At 63.6% G+C, this 23,742-nt stretch carries 22 protein-coding genes; 9 read left to right on the top strand and 13 right to left on the bottom strand.

Annotated elements, in window-relative coordinates:
* Window positions 1-18 precede the first annotated feature (18 nt).
* The 7 genes from ACWF6P_RS10060 to tkt all read right to left on the bottom strand — a co-directional run bounded on the left by ACWF6P_RS10060 (window position 19) and on the right by tkt (window position 8,059).
* Window positions 19-363: an iron chaperone gene (locus tag ACWF6P_RS10060; RefSeq protein ID WP_452620923.1), complete on the bottom strand. Its 345-nt coding sequence runs from the start codon at window positions 361-363 to the stop codon at window positions 19-21.
* Window positions 364-388: 25 nt separating this feature from the next.
* Window positions 389-1,309 carry an SDR family oxidoreductase gene (locus tag ACWF6P_RS10055; protein WP_452620922.1) on the bottom strand — a complete coding sequence of 307 codons (921 nt, stop codon included), beginning with the start codon at window positions 1,307-1,309 and terminating at the stop codon, window positions 389-391.
* Window positions 1,310-1,636: 327 nt separating this feature from the next.
* Window positions 1,637-2,377 carry a 6-phosphogluconolactonase gene (gene pgl / locus ACWF6P_RS10050; protein ID WP_452620921.1) on the bottom strand — a complete coding sequence of 247 codons (741 nt, stop codon included), beginning with the start codon at window positions 2,375-2,377 and terminating at the stop codon, window positions 1,637-1,639.
* Window positions 2,370-3,278 carry a glucose-6-phosphate dehydrogenase assembly protein OpcA gene (gene opcA, locus ACWF6P_RS10045; protein ID WP_095970270.1) on the bottom strand — a complete coding sequence of 303 codons (909 nt, stop codon included), beginning with the start codon at window positions 3,276-3,278 and terminating at the stop codon, window positions 2,370-2,372. The genes pgl and opcA overlap by 8 nt, the downstream gene beginning before the upstream one ends.
* Window positions 3,278-4,822 carry a glucose-6-phosphate dehydrogenase gene (zwf, locus tag ACWF6P_RS10040; RefSeq protein ID WP_283304653.1) on the bottom strand — a complete coding sequence of 515 codons (1,545 nt, stop codon included), beginning with the start codon at window positions 4,820-4,822 and terminating at the stop codon, window positions 3,278-3,280. Before zwf ends, opcA begins: the two co-directional genes overlap by 1 nt.
* Window positions 4,823-4,826: 4 nt before the next feature.
* A complete protein-coding gene (gene tal / locus ACWF6P_RS10035) occupies window positions 4,827-5,951 on the bottom strand; it encodes a transaldolase (RefSeq protein WP_378445962.1) in 1,125 nt (374 codons plus the stop codon).
* A 5-nt stretch (window positions 5,952-5,956) separates the two neighbouring features.
* Window positions 5,957-8,059, bottom strand: coding sequence for a transketolase (tkt, locus tag ACWF6P_RS10030; RefSeq protein WP_452620920.1), 2,103 nt, complete (start codon window positions 8,057-8,059; stop codon window positions 5,957-5,959).
* A gap of 200 nt (window positions 8,060-8,259) precedes the next feature.
* Here tkt and ACWF6P_RS10025 point away from each other — a divergent pair, with 200 nt between their 5' ends.
* Window positions 8,260-9,243 (top strand): heme o synthase, encoded by a 984-nt coding sequence (locus tag ACWF6P_RS10025; protein WP_283304656.1) that lies wholly within the window; start codon window positions 8,260-8,262, stop codon window positions 9,241-9,243.
* A 56-nt stretch (window positions 9,244-9,299) separates the two neighbouring features.
* Here ACWF6P_RS10025 and ACWF6P_RS10020 read toward each other — a convergent pair whose 3' ends face one another.
* Window positions 9,300-10,265, bottom strand: a complete 966-nt coding sequence (locus tag ACWF6P_RS10020; protein ID WP_452620919.1) for a quinone oxidoreductase family protein — start codon at window positions 10,263-10,265, stop codon at window positions 9,300-9,302.
* Between the two features lie 83 nt (window positions 10,266-10,348).
* Between ACWF6P_RS10020 and ACWF6P_RS10015 the strand changes: the two genes are divergently transcribed.
* Window positions 10,349-10,711, top strand: coding sequence for a hypothetical protein (locus tag ACWF6P_RS10015; RefSeq protein WP_230815574.1), 363 nt, complete (start codon window positions 10,349-10,351; stop codon window positions 10,709-10,711).
* Window positions 10,712-10,775: 64 nt separating this feature from the next.
* Here the strand turns inward: ACWF6P_RS10015 and ACWF6P_RS10010 are convergent, their stop codons facing one another.
* The 5 genes from ACWF6P_RS10010 to mptB all read right to left on the bottom strand — a co-directional run bounded on the left by ACWF6P_RS10010 (window position 10,776) and on the right by mptB (window position 16,922).
* Window positions 10,776-11,750 carry a COX15/CtaA family protein gene (locus ACWF6P_RS10010; RefSeq protein WP_378533107.1) on the bottom strand — a complete coding sequence of 325 codons (975 nt, stop codon included), beginning with the start codon at window positions 11,748-11,750 and terminating at the stop codon, window positions 10,776-10,778.
* A gap of 183 nt (window positions 11,751-11,933) precedes the next feature.
* On the bottom strand, window positions 11,934-13,328 hold the full coding sequence (locus ACWF6P_RS10005) for a hypothetical protein (RefSeq protein WP_452621008.1): 1,395 nt from the start codon (window positions 13,326-13,328) through the stop codon (window positions 11,934-11,936).
* Between the two features lie 47 nt (window positions 13,329-13,375).
* Window positions 13,376-14,215: an ABC transporter permease gene (locus ACWF6P_RS10000; protein WP_378630241.1), complete on the bottom strand. Its 840-nt coding sequence runs from the start codon at window positions 14,213-14,215 to the stop codon at window positions 13,376-13,378.
* A 14-nt stretch (window positions 14,216-14,229) separates the two neighbouring features.
* A complete protein-coding gene (locus ACWF6P_RS09995; RefSeq protein WP_452620918.1) occupies window positions 14,230-15,171 on the bottom strand; it encodes an ABC transporter ATP-binding protein in 942 nt (313 codons plus the stop codon).
* The gene (gene mptB, locus ACWF6P_RS09990) at window positions 15,168-16,922 is read right to left on the bottom strand and encodes a polyprenol phosphomannose-dependent alpha 1,6 mannosyltransferase MptB (RefSeq protein ID WP_452620917.1); all 1,755 of its coding nucleotides are present in this window, start codon (window positions 16,920-16,922) and stop codon (window positions 15,168-15,170) included. Before mptB ends, ACWF6P_RS09995 begins: the two co-directional genes overlap by 4 nt.
* Window positions 16,923-17,052: 130 nt before the next feature.
* Between mptB and ACWF6P_RS09985 the strand changes: the two genes are divergently transcribed.
* From ACWF6P_RS09985 to ACWF6P_RS09955, 7 genes are all read left to right on the top strand, one after another.
* Complete coding sequence (locus ACWF6P_RS09985; protein WP_076948451.1) at window positions 17,053-17,799, top strand: helix-turn-helix transcriptional regulator; 747 nt, start codon at window positions 17,053-17,055, stop codon at window positions 17,797-17,799.
* 170 nt (window positions 17,800-17,969) lie between these two features.
* On the top strand, window positions 17,970-19,430 hold the full coding sequence (gene sufB, locus ACWF6P_RS09980) for a Fe-S cluster assembly protein SufB (RefSeq protein ID WP_317552895.1): 1,461 nt from the start codon (window positions 17,970-17,972) through the stop codon (window positions 19,428-19,430).
* Window positions 19,430-20,650: a Fe-S cluster assembly protein SufD gene (gene sufD / locus ACWF6P_RS09975; RefSeq protein ID WP_452620916.1), complete on the top strand. Its 1,221-nt coding sequence runs from the start codon at window positions 19,430-19,432 to the stop codon at window positions 20,648-20,650. Before sufB ends, sufD begins: the two co-directional genes overlap by 1 nt.
* 62 nt (window positions 20,651-20,712) lie before the next feature.
* A complete protein-coding gene (gene sufC / locus ACWF6P_RS09970; protein ID WP_230815582.1) occupies window positions 20,713-21,528 on the top strand; it encodes a Fe-S cluster assembly ATPase SufC in 816 nt (271 codons plus the stop codon).
* A gap of 5 nt (window positions 21,529-21,533) precedes the next feature.
* The gene (locus ACWF6P_RS09965; protein ID WP_452620915.1) at window positions 21,534-22,799 is read left to right on the top strand and encodes a cysteine desulfurase; all 1,266 of its coding nucleotides are present in this window, start codon (window positions 21,534-21,536) and stop codon (window positions 22,797-22,799) included.
* Window positions 22,800-22,802: 3 nt separating this feature from the next.
* Complete coding sequence (gene sufU, locus ACWF6P_RS09960) at window positions 22,803-23,303, top strand: Fe-S cluster assembly sulfur transfer protein SufU (RefSeq protein ID WP_452620914.1); 501 nt, start codon at window positions 22,803-22,805, stop codon at window positions 23,301-23,303.
* Window positions 23,300-23,722: a metal-sulfur cluster assembly factor gene (locus ACWF6P_RS09955; RefSeq protein ID WP_003944963.1), complete on the top strand. Its 423-nt coding sequence runs from the start codon at window positions 23,300-23,302 to the stop codon at window positions 23,720-23,722. Before sufU ends, ACWF6P_RS09955 begins: the two co-directional genes overlap by 4 nt.
* The last annotated feature ends 20 nt before the right edge of the window (window positions 23,723-23,742 follow it).

The raw sequence follows: 23,742 nt of genomic DNA, 5'->3' as shown, positions 1-23,742 counted from the left end.
CTCCGACGGGAACTGAGGCTAGTGGCGCCGCGCGAGCAATTCGACGATCCGAGCCACGAGATCGAGGGGGATCGGTTTGTTTAGCGGGAACTTCACGGTTGATTTCGCGGATCGGTACGGGTCGACGGACTTCTCGAACTCTGCGCCACCCGCCGGCAGTGGGTACATCGAGATGTGGTGTTTCCAGCCTGCGAAATGAACCAGGTTCTTGCCGTTCACCGTCATGGTCGGCATCTGATAGCTGATGGTTTCATCGAGGCCTGGAACTGTGTTGTGAATCGTTTCGCGGATGCTTTCGAGGGCTGGTTGCACATCGGCGGGAAACGACGCGATGTATTCGTCGATCGTCGCGAATTCGGCCATGCTCGGATCCTAATCGCCGTCGGATTCAGTTGGTCCGCCAAAAATCGGGTTGGCTCCCGTCGGCGTCGGTGAACCCGTAGTCGGTTCCGAGTTCGCCTGAACTGACAGATCGCTGATTCCATCGCTTCCGGTTCGGATCGGCAGCGAGGGCCGCGATCGCACGTCCGATGAATCTCGGTGACTCGGAGCGTGCGAAATCCGGTGGCGCAGTCGGACCATCCCGATTCGGCAACAGAGCGTCACGCCAATTCGATTCGCCGACACCAAAATTGTCGAGCATCATCTCCGATCGCAGGAACCCCGGAGTGATGGCGACGGCAGTACAGCCGAACGGGGCCAATTCGTGGCCTTGCGAAAAGGCGAGCCGGTTCACCGATACTTTCGCCAAGTCGTAGAACACCGAGATGCGATAGTTCGACGCGTTGTATTCAGTAGTGCCGTCGGTTATTTCGGCGACCAGTCCACCAGGTCGATCGATCATCAGCGGCAGGAGGTGATGCGACGTGGTGATGTGGGTGTCGATCGCCAGGCGCAAGATGTGAAAGCCCTTGTCCAGATCGTGTTCCCATACCGGTGTGTTCCACTCCGCTGGCCCACCCTTGAGCAACTCTGCGCCCCAGATGTCGTTGACCAAGATGTCGATGTGTCCGTAGTCGGCGCGCAAGCGTTCGGCGAGATCAGCGACTTGCTTGCTCTTGAGGTGATCGACGGCAATCGGCACTCCGACGCCGCCCAGCGCGGTGACAAGTTCCGCAGTCTCTTCGATGGTCTCACCGCGCGGGTAGTCCGACTGAAGTATCCCGGCAGATGTGCTCCGACCAGTGCAGATGACAGTTGCACCCGCCTCGCCCAAGGCTGCGGCGATTCCGCGTCCGGCGCCCCTCGTCGCCCCGGCAACAACAGCTACTCGTTCGCGAAGAGCGTCCGGATTCGGTGTCCACGACATTGTTCGATTGTTCTCGCCCGGATTGTTTCGTTCAAGAGTGACGGCGATCTGCGGAACCGAACCGTGATCCGCGGCGTCCAAGGTAGTAATTGCTCGGGGGAGCGAAACAGGGGGAGAGATGAATCGTTGTGTCGGGCAGAGTGCCCGTTGGAGAAACGGGATCTCGGGATTGAGTTCCGTTCCGTCAAAAGGAAATTCGCATCTGATCCGGAGTCGGCGGGTAGTCGAAACTCGCCACGGTGAGAAAGTCGTCGACTTTCCACCAGGCCGGGAATCGCCCGAAGACGATTCCCGGCCGGTGTGAAAATCAGATCTGTGAAAATCAGATCACGGAAGCTGCGAGGCAGCGTCTGGATCGAGGAACCAACGCGTCGCAACCAAACCGGTGGCTCCGGCGGACGGCCAGTCCTCGGCCGAGGCACCACCAACCGCTTTGGCAACGGCCTCGGCCTTTGCTGCGCCGGAGACGAGCAACCAGACCTCTTTGGCACGCCGAACAGCGGGCAACGTCAGCGTGATGCGAACCGGTGGCGGCTTGGGGGAGTCCGTTACCGCGACAACGAACCGCGCTTCTTCTCGAACGGCGTCGGTGTGCGGGAACAACGAGTTGACGTGTCCTTCGCCGCCCATGCCGAGCAGGTGCACGTCGAAGGTCGGGACCTGATTGCCGTGTGCCTGAGCGCCCAGCAGTTGTTCGTACGCCGTCGCCGCACCGTGGGGATCACCGTCGTAGATACCGTCGGATGCGGCCATCGCATGTACTCGGTCGGGATCGACCGGCACATGATCGAGGAGCGCCTCTCGAGCCTGCACTTCGTTCCGCTCGGGATCGCCGGACGGCAGGAACCGCTCGTCACCCCAGTACAGGTCGATCTGAGACCAGTCGATGTCGCCGGGAGCATTCCGCAACTTCTCGAGAAGTGCGATCCCGGTTCCGCCACCGGTCAGAACGATTGATGCGACTCCGCGAGCCTTCTGGGCCTCGACGATGGTCGTGACCAGGCGTGCGGCAGCAGCATCGACGAGTTGGCCGGCGTCGGAAAAATTCTCTACGACAACATCACTCATAGGTCACCTTCTCCAATCCAGCCAGAGCTTCCTCGTAGATCTCGTCGGGATCGAGTCGACGCAATTCCTCGGCGAGGCAATCGCGTGTCTCTCGGCGACCCAGAGAAACCAGCGCGTCGGGCTGACCGGTACGGATCAACGTTGCAGTCGTGCCCTCCTGCGGGCGACTGATGGAAATGCTGCGGGTCTCGAGCTTCAACTCGACGGTCAGCTCACCCGTACGCCGAATGACCGGACCGTCGATCTTGGCCGCCAGCCAACCGGCGAGAATATCCAGTGCCGGTTCGGTTTTGAGACCGGAGACCACTGCGGAGGTGATCTTCTCGTGCGGCGGCTGATCGAGAGCCGACGCAAGCAGCGCGCGCCAGTAGGTGACGCGACTCCAAGCGAGATCGGTGTCACCGGCGGTGTACGACGCGAGTCGCCCCTTGATGGTGGCCGTCGGATCGGGGGCACCGGTGGCATCGGTGATGCGCCGTATCGCGAGCCTCCCGACAGGGTCCTTCGCCGGAATCTCGGGTGCCTCGAGGGGCCACCACGCGACTACCGGGGTGTCGGGGAGCAGGAACGGGATGACGACGCTGCTCTCGTGATCCGCAAGCGGACCGTAGAGACGCAGGACCACGACCTCCGAGGCGCCGGCGTCGCCGCCGACACGGATCTGAGCATCGAGCCGAGGCTCACTCTGCTCGTCGCCACGCAGAAGCACGATGACGCGGCACGGGTGCTCGCGGCTGGCTTCGTTGGCGGCCTCGATGGCTTCCTCGGCGTTCCCGGTGTCCCTGGTGCAGACGACGAGCGTCAACACTCGTCCCAAGGTGACAGCGCCGCCGGTCTTACGTACCTCGACCAGTTTCTTGCTGACCTGGACCGTGGTGGTGGACGGCAAATCGAGAATCACTAGGGTCGCCTCCATTCGCGTCCGGTGCGTTGCATCATTTCGTCCGCAGACGGTGGTCCCCACGTTCCGGCCTCGTAGGGTTCCGGCTTACCGCCGGCAGCCCAGTGCTCGAGGACGGGATCGAGGATCTCCCAAGACAATTCAACTTCGGCATTCACCGGGAAGAGAGACGGCTCGCCGAGCAACACGTCGAGAATGAGCCGCTCGTACGCCTCCGGTGACGACTCGGTGAAAGCCTGACCGTACGAGAAGTCCATGTTGACGTCACGGACCTCCATGCTCGATCCGGGGACCTTCGAACCGAACCGCATGGTGACGCCCTCGTCGGGCTGCACGCGGATGACCAGAGCGTTCTGGCCGAGGTCTTCGGTCATCGTCTTGTCGAACGGTAGGTGCGGTGCACGTTTGAACACCACTGCGATCTCGGTGACACGACGGCCGAGTCGTTTGCCGGTGCGCAGATAGAACGGCACACCCGCCCAGCGGCGGGTGTCGACCTCGAGGGTGATGGCGGCAAAGGTCTCCGTGATGGAGTCCGCTGCGAAGCCGTCTTCTTCGAGGAGCCCGACCACCGGCAGCCCACCCTGCCAGCCGCCCGCGTACTGGCCGCGGGCGGTGGTCTCGTCGAGGGGCTCAGCAAGGCGAGTGGCAGAGAGGACCTTGATCTTCTCCGCCTGCAGATTGAGCGGCTCGAAGCTGATGGGTTCTTCCATCGCCGTGAACGCGAGCAATTGCAGCAGGTGGTTCTGGATCACGTCACGGGCCGCGCCGATGCCGTCGTAGTACCCGGCGCGTCCACCGAGGCCGATGTCCTCGGCCATCGTGATCTGAACGTGGTCGACGTAGTGCGCGTTCCAGATCGGATCGAACAACTGGTTCGCGAAGCGCAGAGCCAGGATGTTCTGGACCGTTTCCTTACCGAGGTAGTGGTCGATACGGAAGACCGTGTCCTCGGGGAACACCTTGTTGACGACGGCGTTCAGTTCGCGAGCGCTCGCGAGGTCGTGACCGAACGGCTTCTCGATGACCACGCGTCGCCACTGACCGTCTTCGGCCTGCGCGAGGCCGGAGGCGGACAGCTGTTCGAGGACCTGAGGGAATGCGTTGGGCGGAATCGCGAGGTAGAAGCCGTGATTGCCGCCGATGCCACGCTCGTTGTCGAGCGTCGCCAACGTGTCGGACAGGTTCTGGAAGGCCTCGGCCTCGTCGAAACTGCCCTCCACGAACCGGATGCCTTCGGCGAGCCGCTCCCACACGTCCTGACGGAACTTGGTGCGAGCACCGTCCTTGACTGCTTCGAGGACGACGTTTGCGAAGTCCTCGTCCGTCCAGTCACGCCGGGCGAACCCGACCAGAGCGAATCCGGGCGGCAACAGTCCACGGTTGGCGAGGTCGTAGATGGCTGGCATGAGCTTGCGCCTGGCAAGGTCGCCGGTAACACCGAAAATCACCAGGGCGCAGGGCCCCGCAATGTGCGGAAGCCGTTTGTCGGTGCTGTCCCGAAGGGGATTCACCCAATCTGATGCCGCCGCGGAATCGCTCACAGGCTCAGCTCTTCTGGGTTGCTGCGCGGAGCTGCTCGGCAGTTGCGTCGAGCAACTCGTTCCAGGACACCTCGAACTTGTCGACGCCCTCGGTTTCGAGGACCGTGAACACGTCCGCAAGATCGATGCCGACAGCAGCGAGCTGATCGAACACCGCCTGTGATTCCTGAGCGGTGCCCGAGATGGTGTCGCCCGTGATCTCACCGTGGTCGGCGAGAGCGTCCAGCGTCTTCTCCGGCATGGTGTTGACGGTGTTGGGTGCAACCAACTCGGTGACGTAGAGCGTGTCCGGGTAATCCGGGTTCTTCACGCCGGTCGACGCCCACAGCGGACGCTGAGCCTTGGCACCGTCTGCCAGGAGAGCCTGGAAGCGGGGCTGGACCTCGAAGATCTGCTGGTAGGCGTTGTACGCCAGGCGAGCGTTTGCGAGTGCAGCCTTGCCGCGAAGCTCGAGAGCTTCCGGCGTGCCGATTGCAGTGAGGCGGTTGTCGATCTCGGAATCCACGCGGGAGACGAAGAACGAGGCGACCGACTCGATGGACGAGATGTCGCGGCCGGCAGCCTTGGCGGTGTCCAGACCTTCGAGGTATGCGCCCATGACTGCTTCGTAGCGCTCGACCGAGAAGATCAAGGTGACGTTGACGCTGATGCCCTCGCCGATCACCTTGGCGATGGCGGGAATGCCTGCCAGCGTCGCGGGGATCTTGATCAGGACGTTCGGGCGATCGACGATCTTGTGCAGCTCGATCGCCTGCGCGACGGTGGCGTCGGTGTCGTGTGCCAGGCGAGGATCGACCTCGATGGACACGCGGCCGTCGACGCCGTTCGACGCCTCGAACTGCGGAGCCAGGATGTCGCACGCAGCGCGCACGTCGTCGGTGGTCACCGCGGTGATGGTGGCGTCGACATCGGCGCCGCGCTGCGCGAGCTCACGAACCTGAGCGTCGTAAGCCGAGCCCTTGGACAGGGCTGCCTGGAAGATCGACGGGTTGGTCGTGACGCCCACGATCGACTTCGTGTCGATGAGGTTCTGCAGGTTGCCGGACTGGATGCGATCTCGTGAGAGATCGTCGAGCCAGATGGAAACGCCTGCAGCGGAGAGCTTTTCGGTATTCACGTTCTGTGTCATCGAGATCATCCCTTCACAGCTGCGAGGGAGCGCTGCGCGGCTTCGACAGTCGCGTCGGCAGTGATGCCGAACTCCCGGTACAAGGTCTTGTAATCGGCGGAGGCGCCGTAGTGCTCGAGCGAGACGGCCTGACCGGCGTCGCCGAGGATGCGCCACCACGGCATTGCGATGCCGGCTTCGACGGACACGCGTGCGCGGACGGCGGGCGGAATGACCTCGTCGCGGTACGCCTGATCCTGCTCGAGGAACCAGTCGAGGCAGGGCACGGAAACGACGCGGGTTGCAACGCCCTGAGCTTCGAGGGTCTCACGAGCCTCGGTGGCCAGATGCAGTTCGGAACCGGTGGCCAGCAAGATGACCTCGGGCGAACCGTTGGCTGCGTCGACGAGAACGTACGCGCCGCGCTTGACGCCCTCGGCGGCCTTCTCCTTGGTGCCTTCGAGAACCGGGATGTCCTGGCGGGTGAGTGCCAGAGCGGTCGGTCCCGTCTTGTTCTCGAGTGCTGCCTGCCATGCGAACGAGGTCTCGTTGGCGTCACCCGGGCGGACGACGGCGAGATTCGGGATGGCGCGCAGTGCGGCCAGGTGCTCGACCGGCTGGTGAGTCGGGCCGTCTTCGCCGAGACCGATGGAGTCGTGGGTCCAGACGTAGGTGACGGCAGTCTTCATCAGTGCAGCCAGGCGAACGGCCGGACGCATGTAGTCGGAGAAGACCATGAAGGTTCCGCCGTACGGGCGGGTCGGGCCGTGCAGCGCGATGCCGTTGAGGATCGAGCCCATCGCATGCTCACGGATGCCGAAGTGGAGCGTGCGGCCGTAAGGCTGCGCATTCCAGTCGTTGGTGGAGATGGAGAACGGGCCGAACGAATCTGCGCCCTTGATGGTGGTGTTGTTGCTGCCCGCGAGGTCAGCGGAGCCGCCCCACAGCTCGGGCAGGATCGGTCCGAGCGCGTTGAGTGCCGAACCGGAGGCCTTGCGAGTCGCAACGCCCTTGGCGTCGGCCTCGTAGGTCGGGAGAGCGTCGGCCCAGCCGGCGGGGAATTCGCCGGCGAACAGACGGTCGAAGAGTTCCTTGCGCTCGGACTCACGTGCTGCCCAAGCGTCGAACTCGACCTGCCACGCCTTGTGTGCGTCGGCGCCGCGCGAGACGACCTCACGGGCGTGAGCCAAAGCGTCGGCGTCGACGTCGAAGGACTTGCTCGGATCGAATCCGAGGGCTTCCTTGACCGCAGCGACTTCGTCGGCACCCAGGGCGGAACCGTGGACGTCGCCGGTGTTCATCTTCTTCGGAGCCGGGAAACCGATGATGGTGCGGAGAAGGATGATCGACGGGCGATCGACGACGGCCTTGGCCGCAGCGACTGCGTCGAGAATGCCGGAGACGTTTTCGCCGCCCTCGACGTGCTGAACGTGCCAGCCGTACGCCTCGTAGCGCTTTCCGACGTCTTCGCCGAGAGCGATCGTGGTGTCGTGCTCGATGGAGATCTTGTTGTCGTCGTAGAAGACGATGAGGTTGCCCAGTTCCTGGACACCGGCGAGGGACGACGCCTCGGAGGTGACGCCTTCTTCGATGTCACCGTCGGACGCGATCACGTAGATGTGATGGTCGAAGGGGGAGGAGCCGACCGGGGTCTCCGGATCGAACAGCCCGCGCTCACGGCGCGCAGCCATCGCCATACCAACTGCGGAGGCGAGGCCCTGGCCCAGCGGACCCGTGGTCATCTCGACGCCGACGGTGTGGCCGACCTCGGGGTGGCCGGGGGTCAAAGCGCCCCACGTGCGGAGAGCTTCGAGGTCCGCGAGCTCGAGACCGTAGCCCGACAGGTAGAGCTGGGTGTACAGCGTCAAGGACGAATGGCCACAGGAAAGAACGAAGCGGTCACGGCCGACCCATTCTGCATCCGAAGGATCGTGGCGCATGACGCGCTGGAAGAGGGTGTATGCCAACGGCGCCAAGCTCATTGCAGTTCCGGGATGGCCGTTGCCGACCTTCTGAACCGCGTCGGCGGCGAGCACGCGGGCGGTATCGACAGCCTTGGTGTCCAGGTCGGTCCAGTCCGAGGGGTGGACGGGTTGCGTGAGGACGTGGATCTCGTCTGTGATCGACACTGGCAGATGTCTCCTGACATGGTGTACGTGGATTGCGAGGGTGGGTGTCCCTCCACTGCGTAACCCAGCCTAATGGTCCTGGCTGTCCGGGTCGATTCGGTTCCTCCATGGCTGCGGTCTACCATCGTCCGTAGTAGAGAACAGTGTCAGTAGTGTGTCGTGAAGAGTTAGTGCGGTAACGCGTGGTGCAAGGAGAGAACGTGCGGACAGGGCAACAGCCGAGCGGACATGGCTTCGGCAGCCCAGGTGCCGCCCCGCGGGCGACCAACACCGATACGGTGTGGGGTCGCGCAACGGGCAAGGTTCTGGCTTATATCGCGCTCACGAAGCCGCGAGTAATCGAATTGCTGTTGGTGGCAACCATTCCGGCAATGCTGCTGGCCGATCGCGGAACAGTCGACATCGCTCTGATCCTCAGCACCCTCTTCGGTGGCTGGATGGGTGCAGCGAGTGCGAACTCCCTCAACTGCGTCGTCGACGCCGACATCGACAAGGTCATGAAGCGCACCGCCAAGCGTCCGCTGGCCCGCGAGGCGGTACCGACCCGCAACGCGCTCGTCTTCGGACTTCTCCTGGGTCTCGCGTCGTTCCTGTGGCTGTGGTGGCGAGCCAACCTCCTCGCCGGCATCCTCGTCGTGATCACGATCGCGTTTTACGTACTCATCTACACGATGGTTCTCAAGCGTCGTACCTGGCAGAACGTCATCTGGGGTGGCGCTGCCGGATGTATGCCCGTCCTCGTCGGCTGGGCCGCAGTCACCGGATCACTGAGCTGGCAGCCCGTTGTGCTGTTCCTGATCATCTTCTTCTGGACGCCGCCGCACACCTGGGCGCTCGCAATGCGCTACAAGGAAGATTACAAAGCTGCCGGTGTTCCGATGCTTCCCGTGATCGCCACCGAAGAGCACGTCACCAAGCAGATCCTGTTCTACAGCTGGGCGATGGTCGTCACGACGCTCGTCCTCGTGCCCGCGTCCGGCGTCATCTACGCCGCCATCACCATCGTCGCCGGCGCGTGGTTCCTGCTCATGGCCCATCAGCTGTACCGCAGCGTTCGTGGCGGTGCCCAGGTCAAGCCGCTGCGCCTGTTCCTGCAGTCCAACAACTATCTTGCGATCGTCTTCGTCGGCCTCGCTGTCGACTCGGTGCTCGGACTCCAGACGATCAGTGACATGCTCAGCTGATTCTGCTGTGCGCCTTTATTAACCGCGGGCGGTTAATAAAGGCGCACAGCACTTCGCTAGGGGATCAGAACGATTGATCCCGTGGTTGCTCGACCTTCCAGATCCCGATGCGCTGTCGCCGCATCGGCGAGGGGATACTCGGCCCCGACGCGAATATCGAGCTTCCCGGCCGCAATGGCGTCGAAGACATCGCCGGCACGCCAGGTCAGTTCCTCACGAGTGCGAATGTGATGCGCGAGCGTCGGACGCGTCAGGAATAGTGAGCCCGACGAATTGAGCCGCTGCGGATCCACCGGCGGAACCGGACCACTGGCCGCGCCGAACAATGCGACGGTGCCGCGGATACGTACGGAAGCCAAGCTCGAATCAAAGGTTGTTGCGCCGACGCCGTCGTATGCTGCCGCGACTCCTTCGCCGCCGGTCAACTCCCGGACGCGCGCTGCGATGTCGTCGTCGTACCGCAGTACCTCCGAGGCGCCGGCGCCACGCGAGAGTTCTTCCTTCGCATCCGAAGACACAGTCGTGACGACCTTCGCTCCGAGGCTGACGGCCATCTGCGTCAGGATCAATCCGACGCCGCCCGCGCCCGCGTGCACGAGCACGGTGTCTCCGCTCTGGATCGGATACGTCGACTTCGCGAGGTAATGCGCCGTCATCCCCTGCAGGAGCGCCGACGCTGCGGCTGATGCCGGGACACCGTCGGGCACTTTGACTGCGACTGCGGCGGGAACAGCCACCTTCTCGGCATAGCTGCCAGTGGCCGCGGCCCACGCGACACGGTCGCCCACGGCGAAGTCGGTGACATCGGAACCGACGGCTTCGACAACACCGCTGCCCTCGTCGCCCGGAATGTAGGGGAGCGGCCGCTTGTACTGGCCCATTCGGAAGTACGTGTCGATGAAATTGATGCCGATCGCTTCGGTCCGGACAAGTAGATCGCCTGGGCCCGGTGTCGGTTCGGGTTGTTCGGTCAGAGTCAGAACCTCTGGTCCGCCGGTCTCGGTCACGTAGATGGCTCGCATGGTTTCTGTTCTACACCCGCGGCGACCGAGCCTCAGTCCATGCCTGGTGTCGCTTCCGGGCTACCGACCAGTATTGTCGAGTCATGAGCACCGATACAGAGAAGTCGGACGCCACCCCGTCCGCGCCGGAACTGCCGAAGTCCACGGTGAATGCCATCACCAAGTTCGTCGCCGAGCACGGCGGAACCGCCAGCGCCGTCATCCAGCCGGTCGGCGTTGCCGGCGTTCGCATCACTCTCGTGGGTGCCGACGGCATCCTCGGTGACCAGGTCGTCGAGGACCTCGCCACGGCCAATGCCGTCGTCGCATCCTTCGACAACGTCACCGTTGCCGAGTGGGAGCGTGAGCTGACGAGCATCGTCACCCCGCAGGAAGGCCACTTCAAGAAGATGGCCGGTTGGGTTGCCAATCAGACTCGGTTCCCGAAAGCTCGCAACGAATCCTGAAAATGACGTGTGGGGAGTAGGAACACCAAAAGGTGTTCCTACTCCCCACACGTGTCTTCAAGTGTCAGACAGCTGGTATCGGCGAGCCGGTCGGCGTGAACTGGCGGGTCTTGCCCGCGGCCCAAACTGCTGCCGTCGCAGCCGTGCACAGTCCGGCACCAGCGACGTGCATGATCACCAGAACTTCCGGCACATCGGTGAAGTACTGCACGACGCCGATGAGTGACTGCGCGAGGATCAGTCCCAGCAGGACCTTCAAGCGGAGCTTCACGGCCGCTGACGTTCCGACCGCGTAAAGGCCGAAGGTCAGTCCCACGACCAGCGCGAGGTATCCGACCAGCAGCTGCGAGTGCAGATGAACAAGCGTTACGATCTCGACCTCCAGGCGAGGCACCGTGCGTTCCAGTCCCTTGTCGCCCGCGTGCGGGCCTGCACCCGTTACGAGGGTGCCAGCGACCAAAACGCCGGCGAGCGCGACACCTGACAGCGCGGTAAGCCACCGCAGCGGCTTCGGCATCACGATCAGAGTTGTAGCCTCGTCGGGTTCGGCGATCTTCGCGTACATCACCGTGGCAACCCAGACCATCAGCATCGACGCCACCAGGTGGATTGCCACCGTCCACCACAGCAGGCCGGTCAGGACGGTGATTCCGCCGATGACTGCCTGAACCACGGTGCCGAGCGGCATCATCCAGGCGTAAACAAGCACCTCTTTGCGACGGCGAGCGCGAGTCACCGCGAGCACGATTGCAGCCGCGACGATCACAACCAGGAATGTGAGCAGGCGGTTGCCGAACTCGACAGCCTGATGAATGACCGCGACCTGTCCGTGGCCGACCGGGACGAAGCTACCGGGGAAGCACTGCGGCCACGTCGGGCAACCGAGTCCCGAGTCCGTCACGCGCACCACCGCGCCGGTGACAGCGATGCCGCCCTGCGTCAGGATCACGATGAACGCGATGATCTTCTGCGTTTTCAGCGAGGGGAGAGGTAGTCGATCCACCAAGCGCAAAAATCCGGCATACACACGATTCACCACGCCAACGATCGTAGTTCCCCATCAACTACACAGTGTCGTTGGGGGCAGCTCGCTCCGCGCCTGCCCCGCGTCGTTGGGGGCAGCTCGCTCCGCGCCTGCCCCGCGTCGTTGGGGGCAGCTCGCTCCGCGCCTGCCCCGCGTCGTTGGGGCCAGCAAGCTCCGCGTCGTTGGGGCCAGCTCGCGTCAGTTTGCGCGAACCCGCACGATTCCCGAGATCGTGCCCTGGAAGTACTCGCCCGACTCGGTGATGAGCGCAGACATCTGCAGGGTGTCGTTGAGGATGGTCGACGGCAGGGGAGTCGAACCGATCTGTGACCCGTCCTTCGAGTCGATCACCGCGAACGAGTACCCGTCCAGCGGCGAGGTGTTCGCAGCGCCGTCCCGGGTGACGGTGTAGATCGCGCCATCAGCGGTCGAGAGGTGCGGGACCGCGGAGCTTCGAATCGTGTTGTCCCACACGACATGGCAGCCGACCGGGTCGATGTCGACGCGGGTCATGCCGCCGTTGAAGGGTGCCGTGGCGGGGACCGCCGGGCCGGCGCCTTCAGGAGTTGTGGGGTACGGGTATCCGTAAGTGCCGGCGACGTAGACCGAATGACCGATGCCGACGGGCGAGTTCTCGCTGCCGCTCGGTGAGCCGTCCTGGCTTGCAGCGGACAACACCGGTTGTGTGCACACCTCGGCGCCCGTGTCAGCGCGATAGACGTGCAAGCTCACCGTCGGATGGGCGTTGTCGACGATGGTCAAGAAATCACTGCCCGTCGAGGGGCCGAAGTACGTCGGAGTCGATCCGGTACCCCAGCTGAGCTGACCGGGATTGCGGGCCGGCCCGCGATCGTACGGCTGACGCCAGTCGACGACGACCTCGTCGCCGCTTCGCTTCAGTTGGTAGAGCGCGTGTGTGGTAGCGACGGCAGTGCCCGTCGGGGAGGTGGAGATGCTGTTCTGCACCTGTTCACCCTCGGGGAGAGCGATGCTGTGCGCGATTCGATCCGTGCCGACATACCCGACGGTGCCGTGCCCGGTGGCGAACCAGACATTGCCTTCCCAGTCGGGAGCGAGGCCGGTGACGTTGTCGTCGGCGGCAACCGCACCACTGAGATCGACGGCATCGGCGAGTTCCAGCCGCCAACTGCCGTCCGGATTCTGAGCATGGGAAATGCGGACCAGCAGACGATTTCCGTCGACCGCGACGAGGCGGTTCTCGTTGTCCAGGTAGGCGTAGACGCCGCCGAGGAGACTGCCCTTCGCGAGCGGCAGTTGCGCCACGGATCTACCCAACGGCGTGGCGTCGGCCTTCGGATCGATCAAATGGATGGTCGGGATCTGGCCGAGCATCGTCGTGCAGAGCGAGACGATCATGCCGTCGGAACCCTGCAGGACCGTCGGGCAGGCGGCCATCATCGGGAAGGCGGTCACTTCGTGGGGGCCGGTTCCGGGTCCGGGCAGCGGAGTGACGTCGGACGAGCCCGCGTCACCGTGCATGGTGGAGGTACCGACGGGACCGAGGTACGGATTCGCAGGTGCGAGTGGACCGGACACCGAGGGAGTCGCCGTTGCGGGTCCGGCACACAACATCACTGTTGCGGCCACACAGCCGACGATCTGAGCTGTCCGTCGTGTACTCACGTGAACTTGAACCACCTTGCTGCGCAGACACCGGCCACCGCGGCCCAGATGAGAAGTACGAGAATCGAGAACCAGTCCATCGAGGTGTCGAGGGCCGCTTCGAGAGCGTGAGCGAGAGCACCGGACGGAACAATGCGCACCAGCGTGTGAACAGCGGTCGGAAGTTCGCCACTGGCGAAGACCACACTGCCGATGCCCACCATGATGAACCACAAGACGTTGGCGAGAGCGAGAACGATCTCCGCTCGCAAAGTGCCGCCGAGCAGCAGTCCCAGCGCTGCAAACGTGACAGTACCGATGGCAATGACCACTGCGCCGAGTACCAGTTCGGCGAACGACGGACGCCACCCCAACGCCAAACCGATAGCGCCGAGCAGCAATGCCTGCAGTGCCACGACGATGATGACGGCGGCGCTCTTGCCCGCGATGATTCCCCACCGCGGTAGCGGCGTTGCACCGAGTCGTTTGAGCGCGCCGTATCGGCGATCGAATCCGACGGCGATGGCCTGTCCGGTGAACGCCGTCGACATCACGGCAACCATCATGACACCAGGGAGCACGGTATCGACCCGAGAATCGCCCAAATCGCCGATCGGAAGTAGACACAGTCCGATGAGCAAGGTGATCGGGATGAACATCGTCAGCAGCAACTGCTCACCGTTGCGGAGCAGAAGAGTCAGTTCCAGTTTGGTCTGCGCCGCCAGCATTTCGGCCGCCGAACTGGGGCGGGGATCCGGCGAGAAAGTGCCAGGCTCGAAGCGGTTCTCGGCGAGCCGGCGTTCCCTGGCTCCGTTGGCAGTCCCACTGTTCTGGCCGTTCGCTGCTGTTTCGTTCATGACCTTGATCTCCGTCATCCCCTCAGTTCCCGGCCCGTCAATTCGAGGAAGACGTCTTCCAGACTCCGTTGATCGACGCGAATGTCGTTGATCAGCACGTCCTGATCGGCACACCACGTCGCGACTGTCGCCACGGTTGCCGGATCGATTGCACCTTCGACGACGTAGGTGCCGGGGTTGGATTCCTCGACGCGGAACCCGGCGAGTGAGCCGACTAGCGAGTCGAGGCTCAAACCGGGAACCGTCGTCAGACGGAGTTGGCCTTCGGCGCCCTTGCTGGTGACCTCGGCCGGCGTTCCCGACGCGACGATCTTGCCGTGGTCGATGATGACCAGTTCGTCGGCGAGCGCTTCGGCCTCGTCCATGAGGTGCGTGGTGAGCAGGACGCTGACGCCGTCGCGGCGCAGAGCGTCGATGAGTTCCCACACGAGTAGACGTGCCTGAGCGTCGAGTCCGGCGGTGGGTTCGTCGAGAAATACCAACTCGGGACGGCCGACAAGCGCGCACGCCAGAGACAGTCGTTGCTGCTGGCCGCCGGAAAGGCGACGGTAGGGTGTCTTGCGCGCATCGGTGAGGCCGAGTTTGGCAAGGAGCCAGGTGGGATCGAGTGGGTCGGCAGAGTATGCGGCGACGAGGTCGAGCATTTCTCCGGCTTTGGACCCGGGGTATGCGCCGCCGCCCTGAAGCATGACGCCGATTCGCGAGCGGACTTCACCGGAGTCGGCGATGGGGTCGAGACCGAGCACTCGAACGGTGCCGGCGTCGGGGGTGACAAACCCTTCGCACATCTCGACGGTGGTTGTCTTACCGGCTCCGTTTGGGCCGAGCAGGGCAACGACCTGGGCCGTCTCGACAGTGAGATCGATACCGTCGACGGCTCGAACACCGTCGAAGGACTTGACGACACCCTGGATCTGTACCGCCGGCGTCGACGATCTGGAGGCTCTCGAGGTCACGGGGAATCAGCGTAAGCCCCCGCCGAGTTGTCTTCGTCTACCGGTCCGCCTTTCGTGATCTCCGCTACTGGCTTGTCGCTGCGCCAGGGGAGTGAATTGCGGGTGAAGACGATGAGCGTTCCGGCGGTGAGGATGGTCGCGATGACGGCCTGCACGATCATGAACGGAAGGTATTCGGCGCCGTTCGACATCAACATGACGCTGACGATCGAGGTGAACACCACAGCGGGGATGCGGAAAATCGGCGCGGTGGCCCAGGCTGCGAGCGGAAGTATCGCCCACAGCAGGTACCAGGGCTGAACGACCGGGAACAGGAGAACGATGGCCCCGAGTGCGATGCCGAGTCCACCGACCGGGTGAATGCGGCCCATGTACACCGAGATCATCATCCGCGCGGTGATGAGAATGGCAACCAGGTACGCGATTGGCCGCGTGATCGTGAGGATTGCCGTCGTGTGATCGCCGAGTCCGAGCAGTACACCGGCCAACCCCGTGCCGACGCCCAGCAGCGTCGGGATGGACATCCAACTCCTGACCGCCGTAGCGGTGTCGAGGGTGTTGATCCAACCCATGCCGAGCCCACTGGCCGAGCTGATGACAAACGTGACGACGGCGGCAACGATGCCCAGGAGAATCGCGGCTCCCGCCAGGGCTTTCCAGGTGCCACCCCAACGCCGGGCCAGAGCCATGCCGACAAATCCGAGTGCGAGCAAGGACGGAATTTTGACGGTCGACGACAACGCGATCAATCCGGATCCCGCGATGAGATAGAACAGTGCCCGCCCACGGATGGGCCCGGACCCTTCGACTGCGCGGAGGGCGATCTCGATTCCGGCGAGCATCAACCCGAGCATGAGCGCTTCGTTGTGGATGCCGGCCACCAAGTGGAAGAGCAGCAGCGGGTTCGCGGCTCCGAGCCAGAGTGAACTGACTGCGGAGACGCCGCATCGCTTGGCCAGTCGAGGTATCGCCCACACGATGAGCGCGACGCCGGCCAATGCGAGCAAGCGGTGCAAGAAGATTCCGGCCACGATGTTGTCGCCGGTCAGTGAGCTGATTCCGCGTCCCAGCCACAGGAAGAACGGCCCGTACGGAGCCGGCGTGTCCCGCCAGATGGTCGGAACAGTGCGGGTGAGGACGTGGTCGACGCCCAGTGCCGCCTTGGGGCCGATGGCGTACGGATCGAGTCCGCGGGCCGCGATTTCGCTTTGTGCCAGATACGAGTAGACGTCGCGGCTGAACATCGGCGGTGCGACGGAGAGCGGCAGGATCCACAGCAGGAGTGTGCGGTCCAACTGAGAGCGGGTCATGCGCCGCGGTGCGCCGGATCGGCTGCGTATGTCGCCGACGGCGAATCGGCCCATCATCAGCCAGGCGAGAACGACGAGCACCGTTCCGGTCATCGTCATGGTGAGCGAGACCGTCGGCATACGTCCGGGAAGGCTGAGGACTCGAAGGCCGGCGGTCGGATTCTGCAGGACGGGTTGTGCGCCGGCGCCGAGCGCGCCCACTGCCATCAAGACCGCGCCGGTCGCTCCGAATCGACGGATACCTCGCAGTTGCGCGGTTTCCTTCGCGTTCAGGCCCGGGCGCTCGCTTTCGTCGCCGTGCAACACCGCGGCCATACTCTGCCGGGGAGCGGAACCGAAAGGCCGAACGCCGATCGTGGAAAGCGCGAGTGCCTTGGGTTTGTCCAGCAGGATCACGCGCGCCGATCGCGCGGTCGTCGTCTTCTCGGGGGTCTGCGGCACACCAGGCAGCGTAGCGGCTCCATCCAGCCGGACAGACAAGCACAAACAACGTGCGCTGTCCGGATATTCCCGGATGTAATGCAGGTTGCCCTTAGTAGACCTGCGAAAAGAATTCGGTCACACTTGTGTTGTGAAAAGAAATGCGTCAGACCCTCGAAGCAAGGAAGTTGCAGGTCAGCCCACTGTAGCGACCTCGCCGAGTGCTGCCGCAAATCCGGTGACGGTGAGCGTCGAAGGCCAGACCCGGGCCGCAGTGGTCAAGCTGCTACTCGAAGAAGGCCCCATTACGGCCTCCGAAATCGGCACACGTCTCGGTTTGAGTGCCGCAGGTGTCCGACGTCACTTGGACGCCTTGATCGAGTCCGGTGAAGCACGAACGGCTTCGGCGGCGTCGCTGCGCCAGCGCGGACGCGGTCGACCTGCCAAGCAGTTCCAGATCACCGCGACCGGCCGCGGGCGCCTCGGCCATACCTACGACGATCTGGCGGGAGCCGCGATGCGGCAACTCCGCGAAATCGGCGGGGACGCGGCAATCGAGGAGTTCGCCAAGCGTCGGGTTCAGGCCATCGTCGGAGACGTCGAACCGGCTGATCCGACAGATGTGGACAACGTCGAGGCGACAGCGGACGCAATCGCCGAAGCCTTCAATGCGGTGGGGTTCGCAGCGTCGACCCGGCCGGTAGGCAACGGCGTGCAGATCTGCCAACATCACTGCCCGGTTTCCCATGTGGCAGAAGAGTTTCCGGAACTGTGTGAGGCAGAGCAGCAAGCATTCCGGCAGTTGCTCGGAACGCATGTCCAGCGCCTGGCGACCATCGCCAACGGTGACTGCGCCTGCACGACGCACGTGCCCCTCGTGTCCACCGGGAGTAGATGACCGGACCACAGTGTTCTACAGAGCGTTGCTCTACTGAGCGTTACCCCAGAGCGGCGTTCGAATAGAGATTTTTCAGCTAGTTCCTCAAAGTCAGAACTGCTCGACCGCAGCGACCAGCCCTCGCTGAGACCGAGCAGCCGTCAAGAAACAAGACTCCGGAAGGAGCTCGCATGACCGTCACATCAGACCAGGCGACTACCACTGCAGCTGCAGGCACCGAGCCGCTCACGCAGGAAGAGACCATCGCGTCCCTCGGTCATTACGGCTACGGCTGGTCCGATTCCGACGAAGCCGGAGCCAGCGCGCAGCGCGGGCTCTCCGAGGCTGTCGTGCGGGACATCTCGGCGAAGAAGAGCGAGCCGGAGTGGATGCTCGACATCCGTCTCAAGGCTCTGCGCACCTTCGACAAGAAGCCGATGCCGAACTGGGGCTCCGACCTCGAAGGCATCCACTTCGACAACATCAAGTACTTCGTGCGCTCGAGCGAGAAGCAGGCCGAGTCCTGGGAAGACCTGCCCGAGGACATCAAGAACACGTACGACAAGCTCGGCATCCCCGAGGCAGAGAAGCAACGCCTGGTTGCCGGCGTCGCAGCTCAGTACGAGTCCGAGGTCGTCTACCACTCGATCCGTGAGGATCTCGAGCAGCAGGGCGTCATCTTCCTCGACACCGACACCGGCCTCAAGACGCACCCGGAGCTGTTCAAGGAGTACTTCGGTTCGGTCATTCCGGCCGGCGACAACAAGTTCTCCGCACTGAACACCGCTGTGTGGTCGGGTGGCTCGTTCATCTACGTTCCGCCGGGAGTCCACGTGGACATCCCGCTGCAGGCGTACTTCCGCATCAACACCGAGAACATGGGTCAGTTCGAGCGCACCCTGATCATCGTCGACGAAGATGCCTCCGTGCACTACGTCGAAGGTTGCACCGCGCCGATCTACAAGTCCGATTCACTGCACTCGGCGGTTGTCGAGATCATCGTGAAGAAGGGCGGCCACTGCCGCTACACGACCATCCAGAACTGGTCCAACAACGTGTACAACCTGGTGACCAAGCGCACCAAGGTCGAAGCCGGTGGATCGATGGAGTGGATCGACGGCAACATCGGTTCCAAGGTGACCATGAAGTACCCGGCCGTGTGGCTGATGGGTGAGTACGCCCGCGGTGAGGTTCTCTCCGTTGCGTTCTCCGGCGAGGGCCAGCACCAGGACACCGGCGCCAAGATGCTCCACCTCGCGCCGCACACGTCCTCGACCATCATCAGCAAGTCTGTCGCCCGTGGCGGTGGACGCGCGTCGTACCGCGGTCTGGTGCAGGTCAACAAGGGTGCCCACGGCTCCAAGTCGACCGTCAAGTGTGACGCTCTGCTCGTCGACCAGATCAGCCGAAGCGACACCTACCCGTACGTCGACATCCGCGAGGACGACGTCACCATGGGTCACGAGGCCACGGTTTCCAAGGTCAGTGACGATCAGCTCTTCTACCTGATGAGCCGCGGACTGACCGAGGACGAAGCGATGGCCACCATCGTGCGTGGATTCGTCGAGCCCATCGCGAAGGAACTCCCGATGGAGTACGCGCTCGAGCTCAACCGCCTTATCGAACTTCAGATGGAAGGGGCTGTGGGTTAGTGACCACGCCAGAGACCGGAGTCATCGGAGCTGTTGCCGGGGAGAACCCGACCGCTCCTGTAAAGGGTGCAGCCACCGGCTCACCTATCACGAACAAGGGCGAGCAGTTCTCGTCGTTCGACGTCAATGCATTCGAGGTTCCCGGCGGACGTGACGAGATCTGGCGGTTCACCCCGCTGCGTCGTCTGCGTGGATTGCACGACGGCAGCGCAGTTGCCAACGCTCAGGTCAGCGTCGAGGTGGACGGTGGCGGCGACATTACCGTCGAGACCGTCGGCCGTGACGACGAGCGTCTGGGCAAGGCTGGTGTTCCTGCGGATCGCATTGCAGCGCAGGCATATTCGAGCTTCGAGACTGCGACGGTCATCTCGGTTGGCGCCGAGGTCGAGGTCGAGAAGCCCGTCGTGGTCACCATGACCGGCCCCGGAGTCGACAATGTCGCCTACGGACATACCCAGATTCGTCTGGCGCAGTTCGCCAAGGCGACGTTCGTCATCGACCAGCGCGGCAGCGGAACCTTCGCGGAGAACATCGAATTCGTTCTCGGTGACAGCTCGCAGCTGACCCTCGTGGCCATTCAGGACTGGGCGGACGACGCAGTTCACGTGACGTCACACCACGCTCGCCTGAACCGCGACGCAGTGCTCCGGTACACCTCGATCAGCCTGGGCGGCGACCTGGTTCGCCTTTCCGCCACCGTCAAGTACGACGGACCGGGCGGCGACGCGGAACTGCTGGGCCTGTACTTCGCCGACGCCGGCCAGCACCTGGAACAGCGTCTGCTGGTGGATCACAGCCAGCCCAACTGCAAGTCCAACGTGGTCTACAAGGGCGCGCTTCAGGGCGATCCCGGATCCGGCAAGCCCGACGCGCACACCGTGTGGATCGGCGACGTTCTCATCCGCGCCGCAGCGGAGGGCACCGACACGTTCGAGCTCAACCGCAACCTGGTGCTCACCGACGGCGCCCGCGCCGACTCGGTTCCGAACCTCGAAATCGAAACCGGTGAGATCGTCGGAGCCGGCCACGCAAGTGCAACGGGACGTTTCGACGACGAGCAGCTGTTCTACCTGCGTGCTCGCGGTATCCCGGAGGATCAGGCGCGTCGTCTGGTCGTACGTGGGTTCTTCCACGAAATCATCAACAAGATCGCTGTTCCCGAGGTGCGCGATCGCCTCGAAGCCGCGGTCGAAGCCGAACTCGCAGCAGTCGGCTCCTGACCGCCCTGGCGGCGACACCACCCCGTCGCTACGCTCGCCCCGCCTCATCTTGAAGGAATTTCATGTCTACCAGTGACAACACCACCACACCGGCCATCTCGGTCCTCGAGGTTCGTGACCTGCACGTCGAGGTTGCGAACTCCGACGCCAACGCCGAGCCCATCCAGATCCTCAAGGGCGTCGACCTGACGGTTCGCTCCGGCGAGACCCACGCGATCATGGGCCCCAACGGCTCCGGCAAGTCGACTCTGTCGTACGCCATCGCCGGTCACCCCAAGTACCAGGTCACCTCCGGTTCGATCACCCTCAACGGTGAAGACGTTCTCGCGATGAGCGTCGACGAGCGTGCACGTGCCGGACTGTTCCTGGCCATGCAGTACCCCGTCGAGGTTCCCGGCGTCTCCATGTCCAACTTCCTTCGCACCGCCGCTACGGCAGTGCGCGGCGAGGCTCCCAAGCTGCGCCACTGGGTCAAGGAAGTCAAGGAAGCCCTCAGCGAGCTCGAGATCGACCCCTCGTTCATCGAGCGCTCGGTCAACGAAGGCTTCTCCGGTGGTGAGAAGAAGCGCCACGAGATCCTGCAGCTGGGCATGCTCAAGCCGAAGATCGCCATCCTCGACGAGACCGACTCTGGCCTCGACGTCGATGCTCTGCGCACCGTTTCCGAAGGCGTCAACCGCTACAAGGAGCGCGAGAACGGCGGAGTTCTGCTGATCACGCACTACACGCGCATCCTGCGCTACATCAACCCCGACTTCGTCCACGTGTTCGTCGGTGGCCGCATCGTCGAGTCCGGCGGACCGGAACTGGCCGACGAGCTCGAGACCAACGGCTACGTTCGTTTCACCGCGGACACCGCAGCTACCCAGGGAGCGTAATCACGATGACCACCTCGGTGCGCGAGCTCGACGTCACAGCGGTTCGGGCCGACTTCCCGATCCTGGCGCGGACCGTGCGCGACGGAAAACCTTTGGTGTACTTGGATTCCGGCGCTACTTCGCAGCGACCGGTCCAGGTTCTCGATGCCGAACGGGACTTCCTGACCACGTGTAACGCGGCAGTACACCGGGGTGCTCATCAGCTCGCAGAAGAAGCGACGGACGCGTACGAGAATGCTCGCGCCACCATCGCTTCCTTCGTGGGTGCGGATTCGGACGAGTTGGTGTTCACCAAGAACGCCACCGAGGCCCTGAATCTGGTGACCTACGTTCTCGGTGACGATCGCTTCGACCGTCACGTCGGTCCTGGCGACGAAATCGTCATCACCGAACTCGAACACCACGCCAACCTTGTTCCCTGGCAGGAACTTGCGCGCCGAACCGGTGCGACCCTCAAGTGGTACGGCGTCACCGACGACGGCCGGATCGATCTCGATTCGCTGGAGTTGACGGACGCGGTGAAGGTCGTCTCGTTCACCCACCAGTCCAACGTGACGGGTGCGATCGCACCGGTGGAGGAATTGGTGCGACGAGCACGCGCTGTCGGTGCACTTGTCGTGCTCGACGCGTGCCAGTCGGTGCCTCACATGGCAGTCGACTTCCACGAACTGGGAGTGGATTACGCGGCTTTCTCCGGCCACAAGATGCTCGGACCTTCGGGTGTCGGCGTCCTTTACGGCCGTCGTGAACTGCTGGCAGCGATGCCTCCGTTCATCACCGGCGGCTCGATGATCGAGACGGTCACCATGGAGGTCAGCACTTACGCGCCGCCGCCTCAGCGTTTCGAGGCCGGTGTCCCGATGACCTCACAGGTGGTCGGACTGGGCGCTGCCGTGGATTACCTGAACACCTTCGGGATGGACGCCGTCGCCGCGCACGAGCACGTGTTGGTGGATGCTGCGCTCGAGAAGTTGTCGGCGATCGAAGGCCTGCGCATCATCGGACCGCAGACGTCCGAGAACCGCGGCGGCGCGATTTCCTTTGTCGTGGACGGTATTCACGCCCACGACCTCGGCCAGATCCTCGACGACGAGGGTGTAGCGATCCGCGTCGGCCACCATTGCGCGTGGCCGTTGCATCGCAAGTTCGGCGTGGCTGCGACGGCCCGCGCATCGTTTGCGCTCTACAACACCACCGCGGAAATCGACGTTCTCGTAGCGGCGATCAAGCGTGCGCAGGAATTTTTCGGTGTCGCAGGGGAGTTGAACTGAATCATGCGCATGGAGCAGATGTATCAGGAAGTGATCCTCGATCACTACAAACATCCGCACGGCCGCGGACTCCGCGAGCCGTTCGGCGCCGAGGTGCACCACGTCAACCCGACGTGTGGCGACGAGGTGACGTTGCGCGTCCAGATCTCCGAGGACGGAACGGTCTCCGACGTCTCGTACGACGGACAGGGCTGTTCGATCAGCCAGGCGTCGACGTCAGTGCTCAACGACCTCGTCATCGGGATGCAGGTCACCGACGCACTGAAGACGGTGACGGCGTTCAACGAGATGGTGAGCAGTCGAGGCACCGTCGAGGGGGACGAGGACGTTCTCGGCGACGGCATCGCCTTCGTCGGCGTCTCGAAGTACCCGGCACGCGTCAAGTGCGCCTTGCTCGGATGGATGGCATTCAAGGATGCTGTAGTCCAGATTGTCGACGGCAGTGCTGTGACGACGGCGGACAGCAGTGAATTGGTCGACACGACTGAAGGACAGGGATCATGACCGAGACACAACCAGTGCAGGACGCCGAGGTCGGCGCTCCGGTGAATCCGAATCCCGATTCCACTGCGGAATTCGGTGGCGCACAGGGCAGTGGCACTGTCCCGTCGCCTGAGCGACTCGACGAACTCGAAGAAGCGATGCGCGACGTCGTCGACCCCGAACTGGGGATCAACGTCGTCGATCTCGGATTGGTCTACGGACTCTTCGAAGACGACGGCGTCGTCACGATCGACATGACTCTGACGTCGGCGGCGTGCCCGTTGACCGACGTGATCGAGGACCAGGCACGCGGTGCACTGGTGCGTAGCGATCTGTGTACCGACATGAAGATCAACTGGGTGTGGTTGCCGCCGTGGGGACCGGACAAGATCACCGAGGACGGACGCGAGCAGCTGCGCGCACTCGGCTTCACCGTCTGACGAGTGATCTCAGCACGATC

The sequence above is a fragment of the Rhodococcus sp. NPDC055024 genome (genome assembly GCF_053608585.1).
The sequence above is the reverse complement of the archived record's forward strand: the minus strand, read 5'-3'. Positions and strand labels throughout refer to the sequence as shown.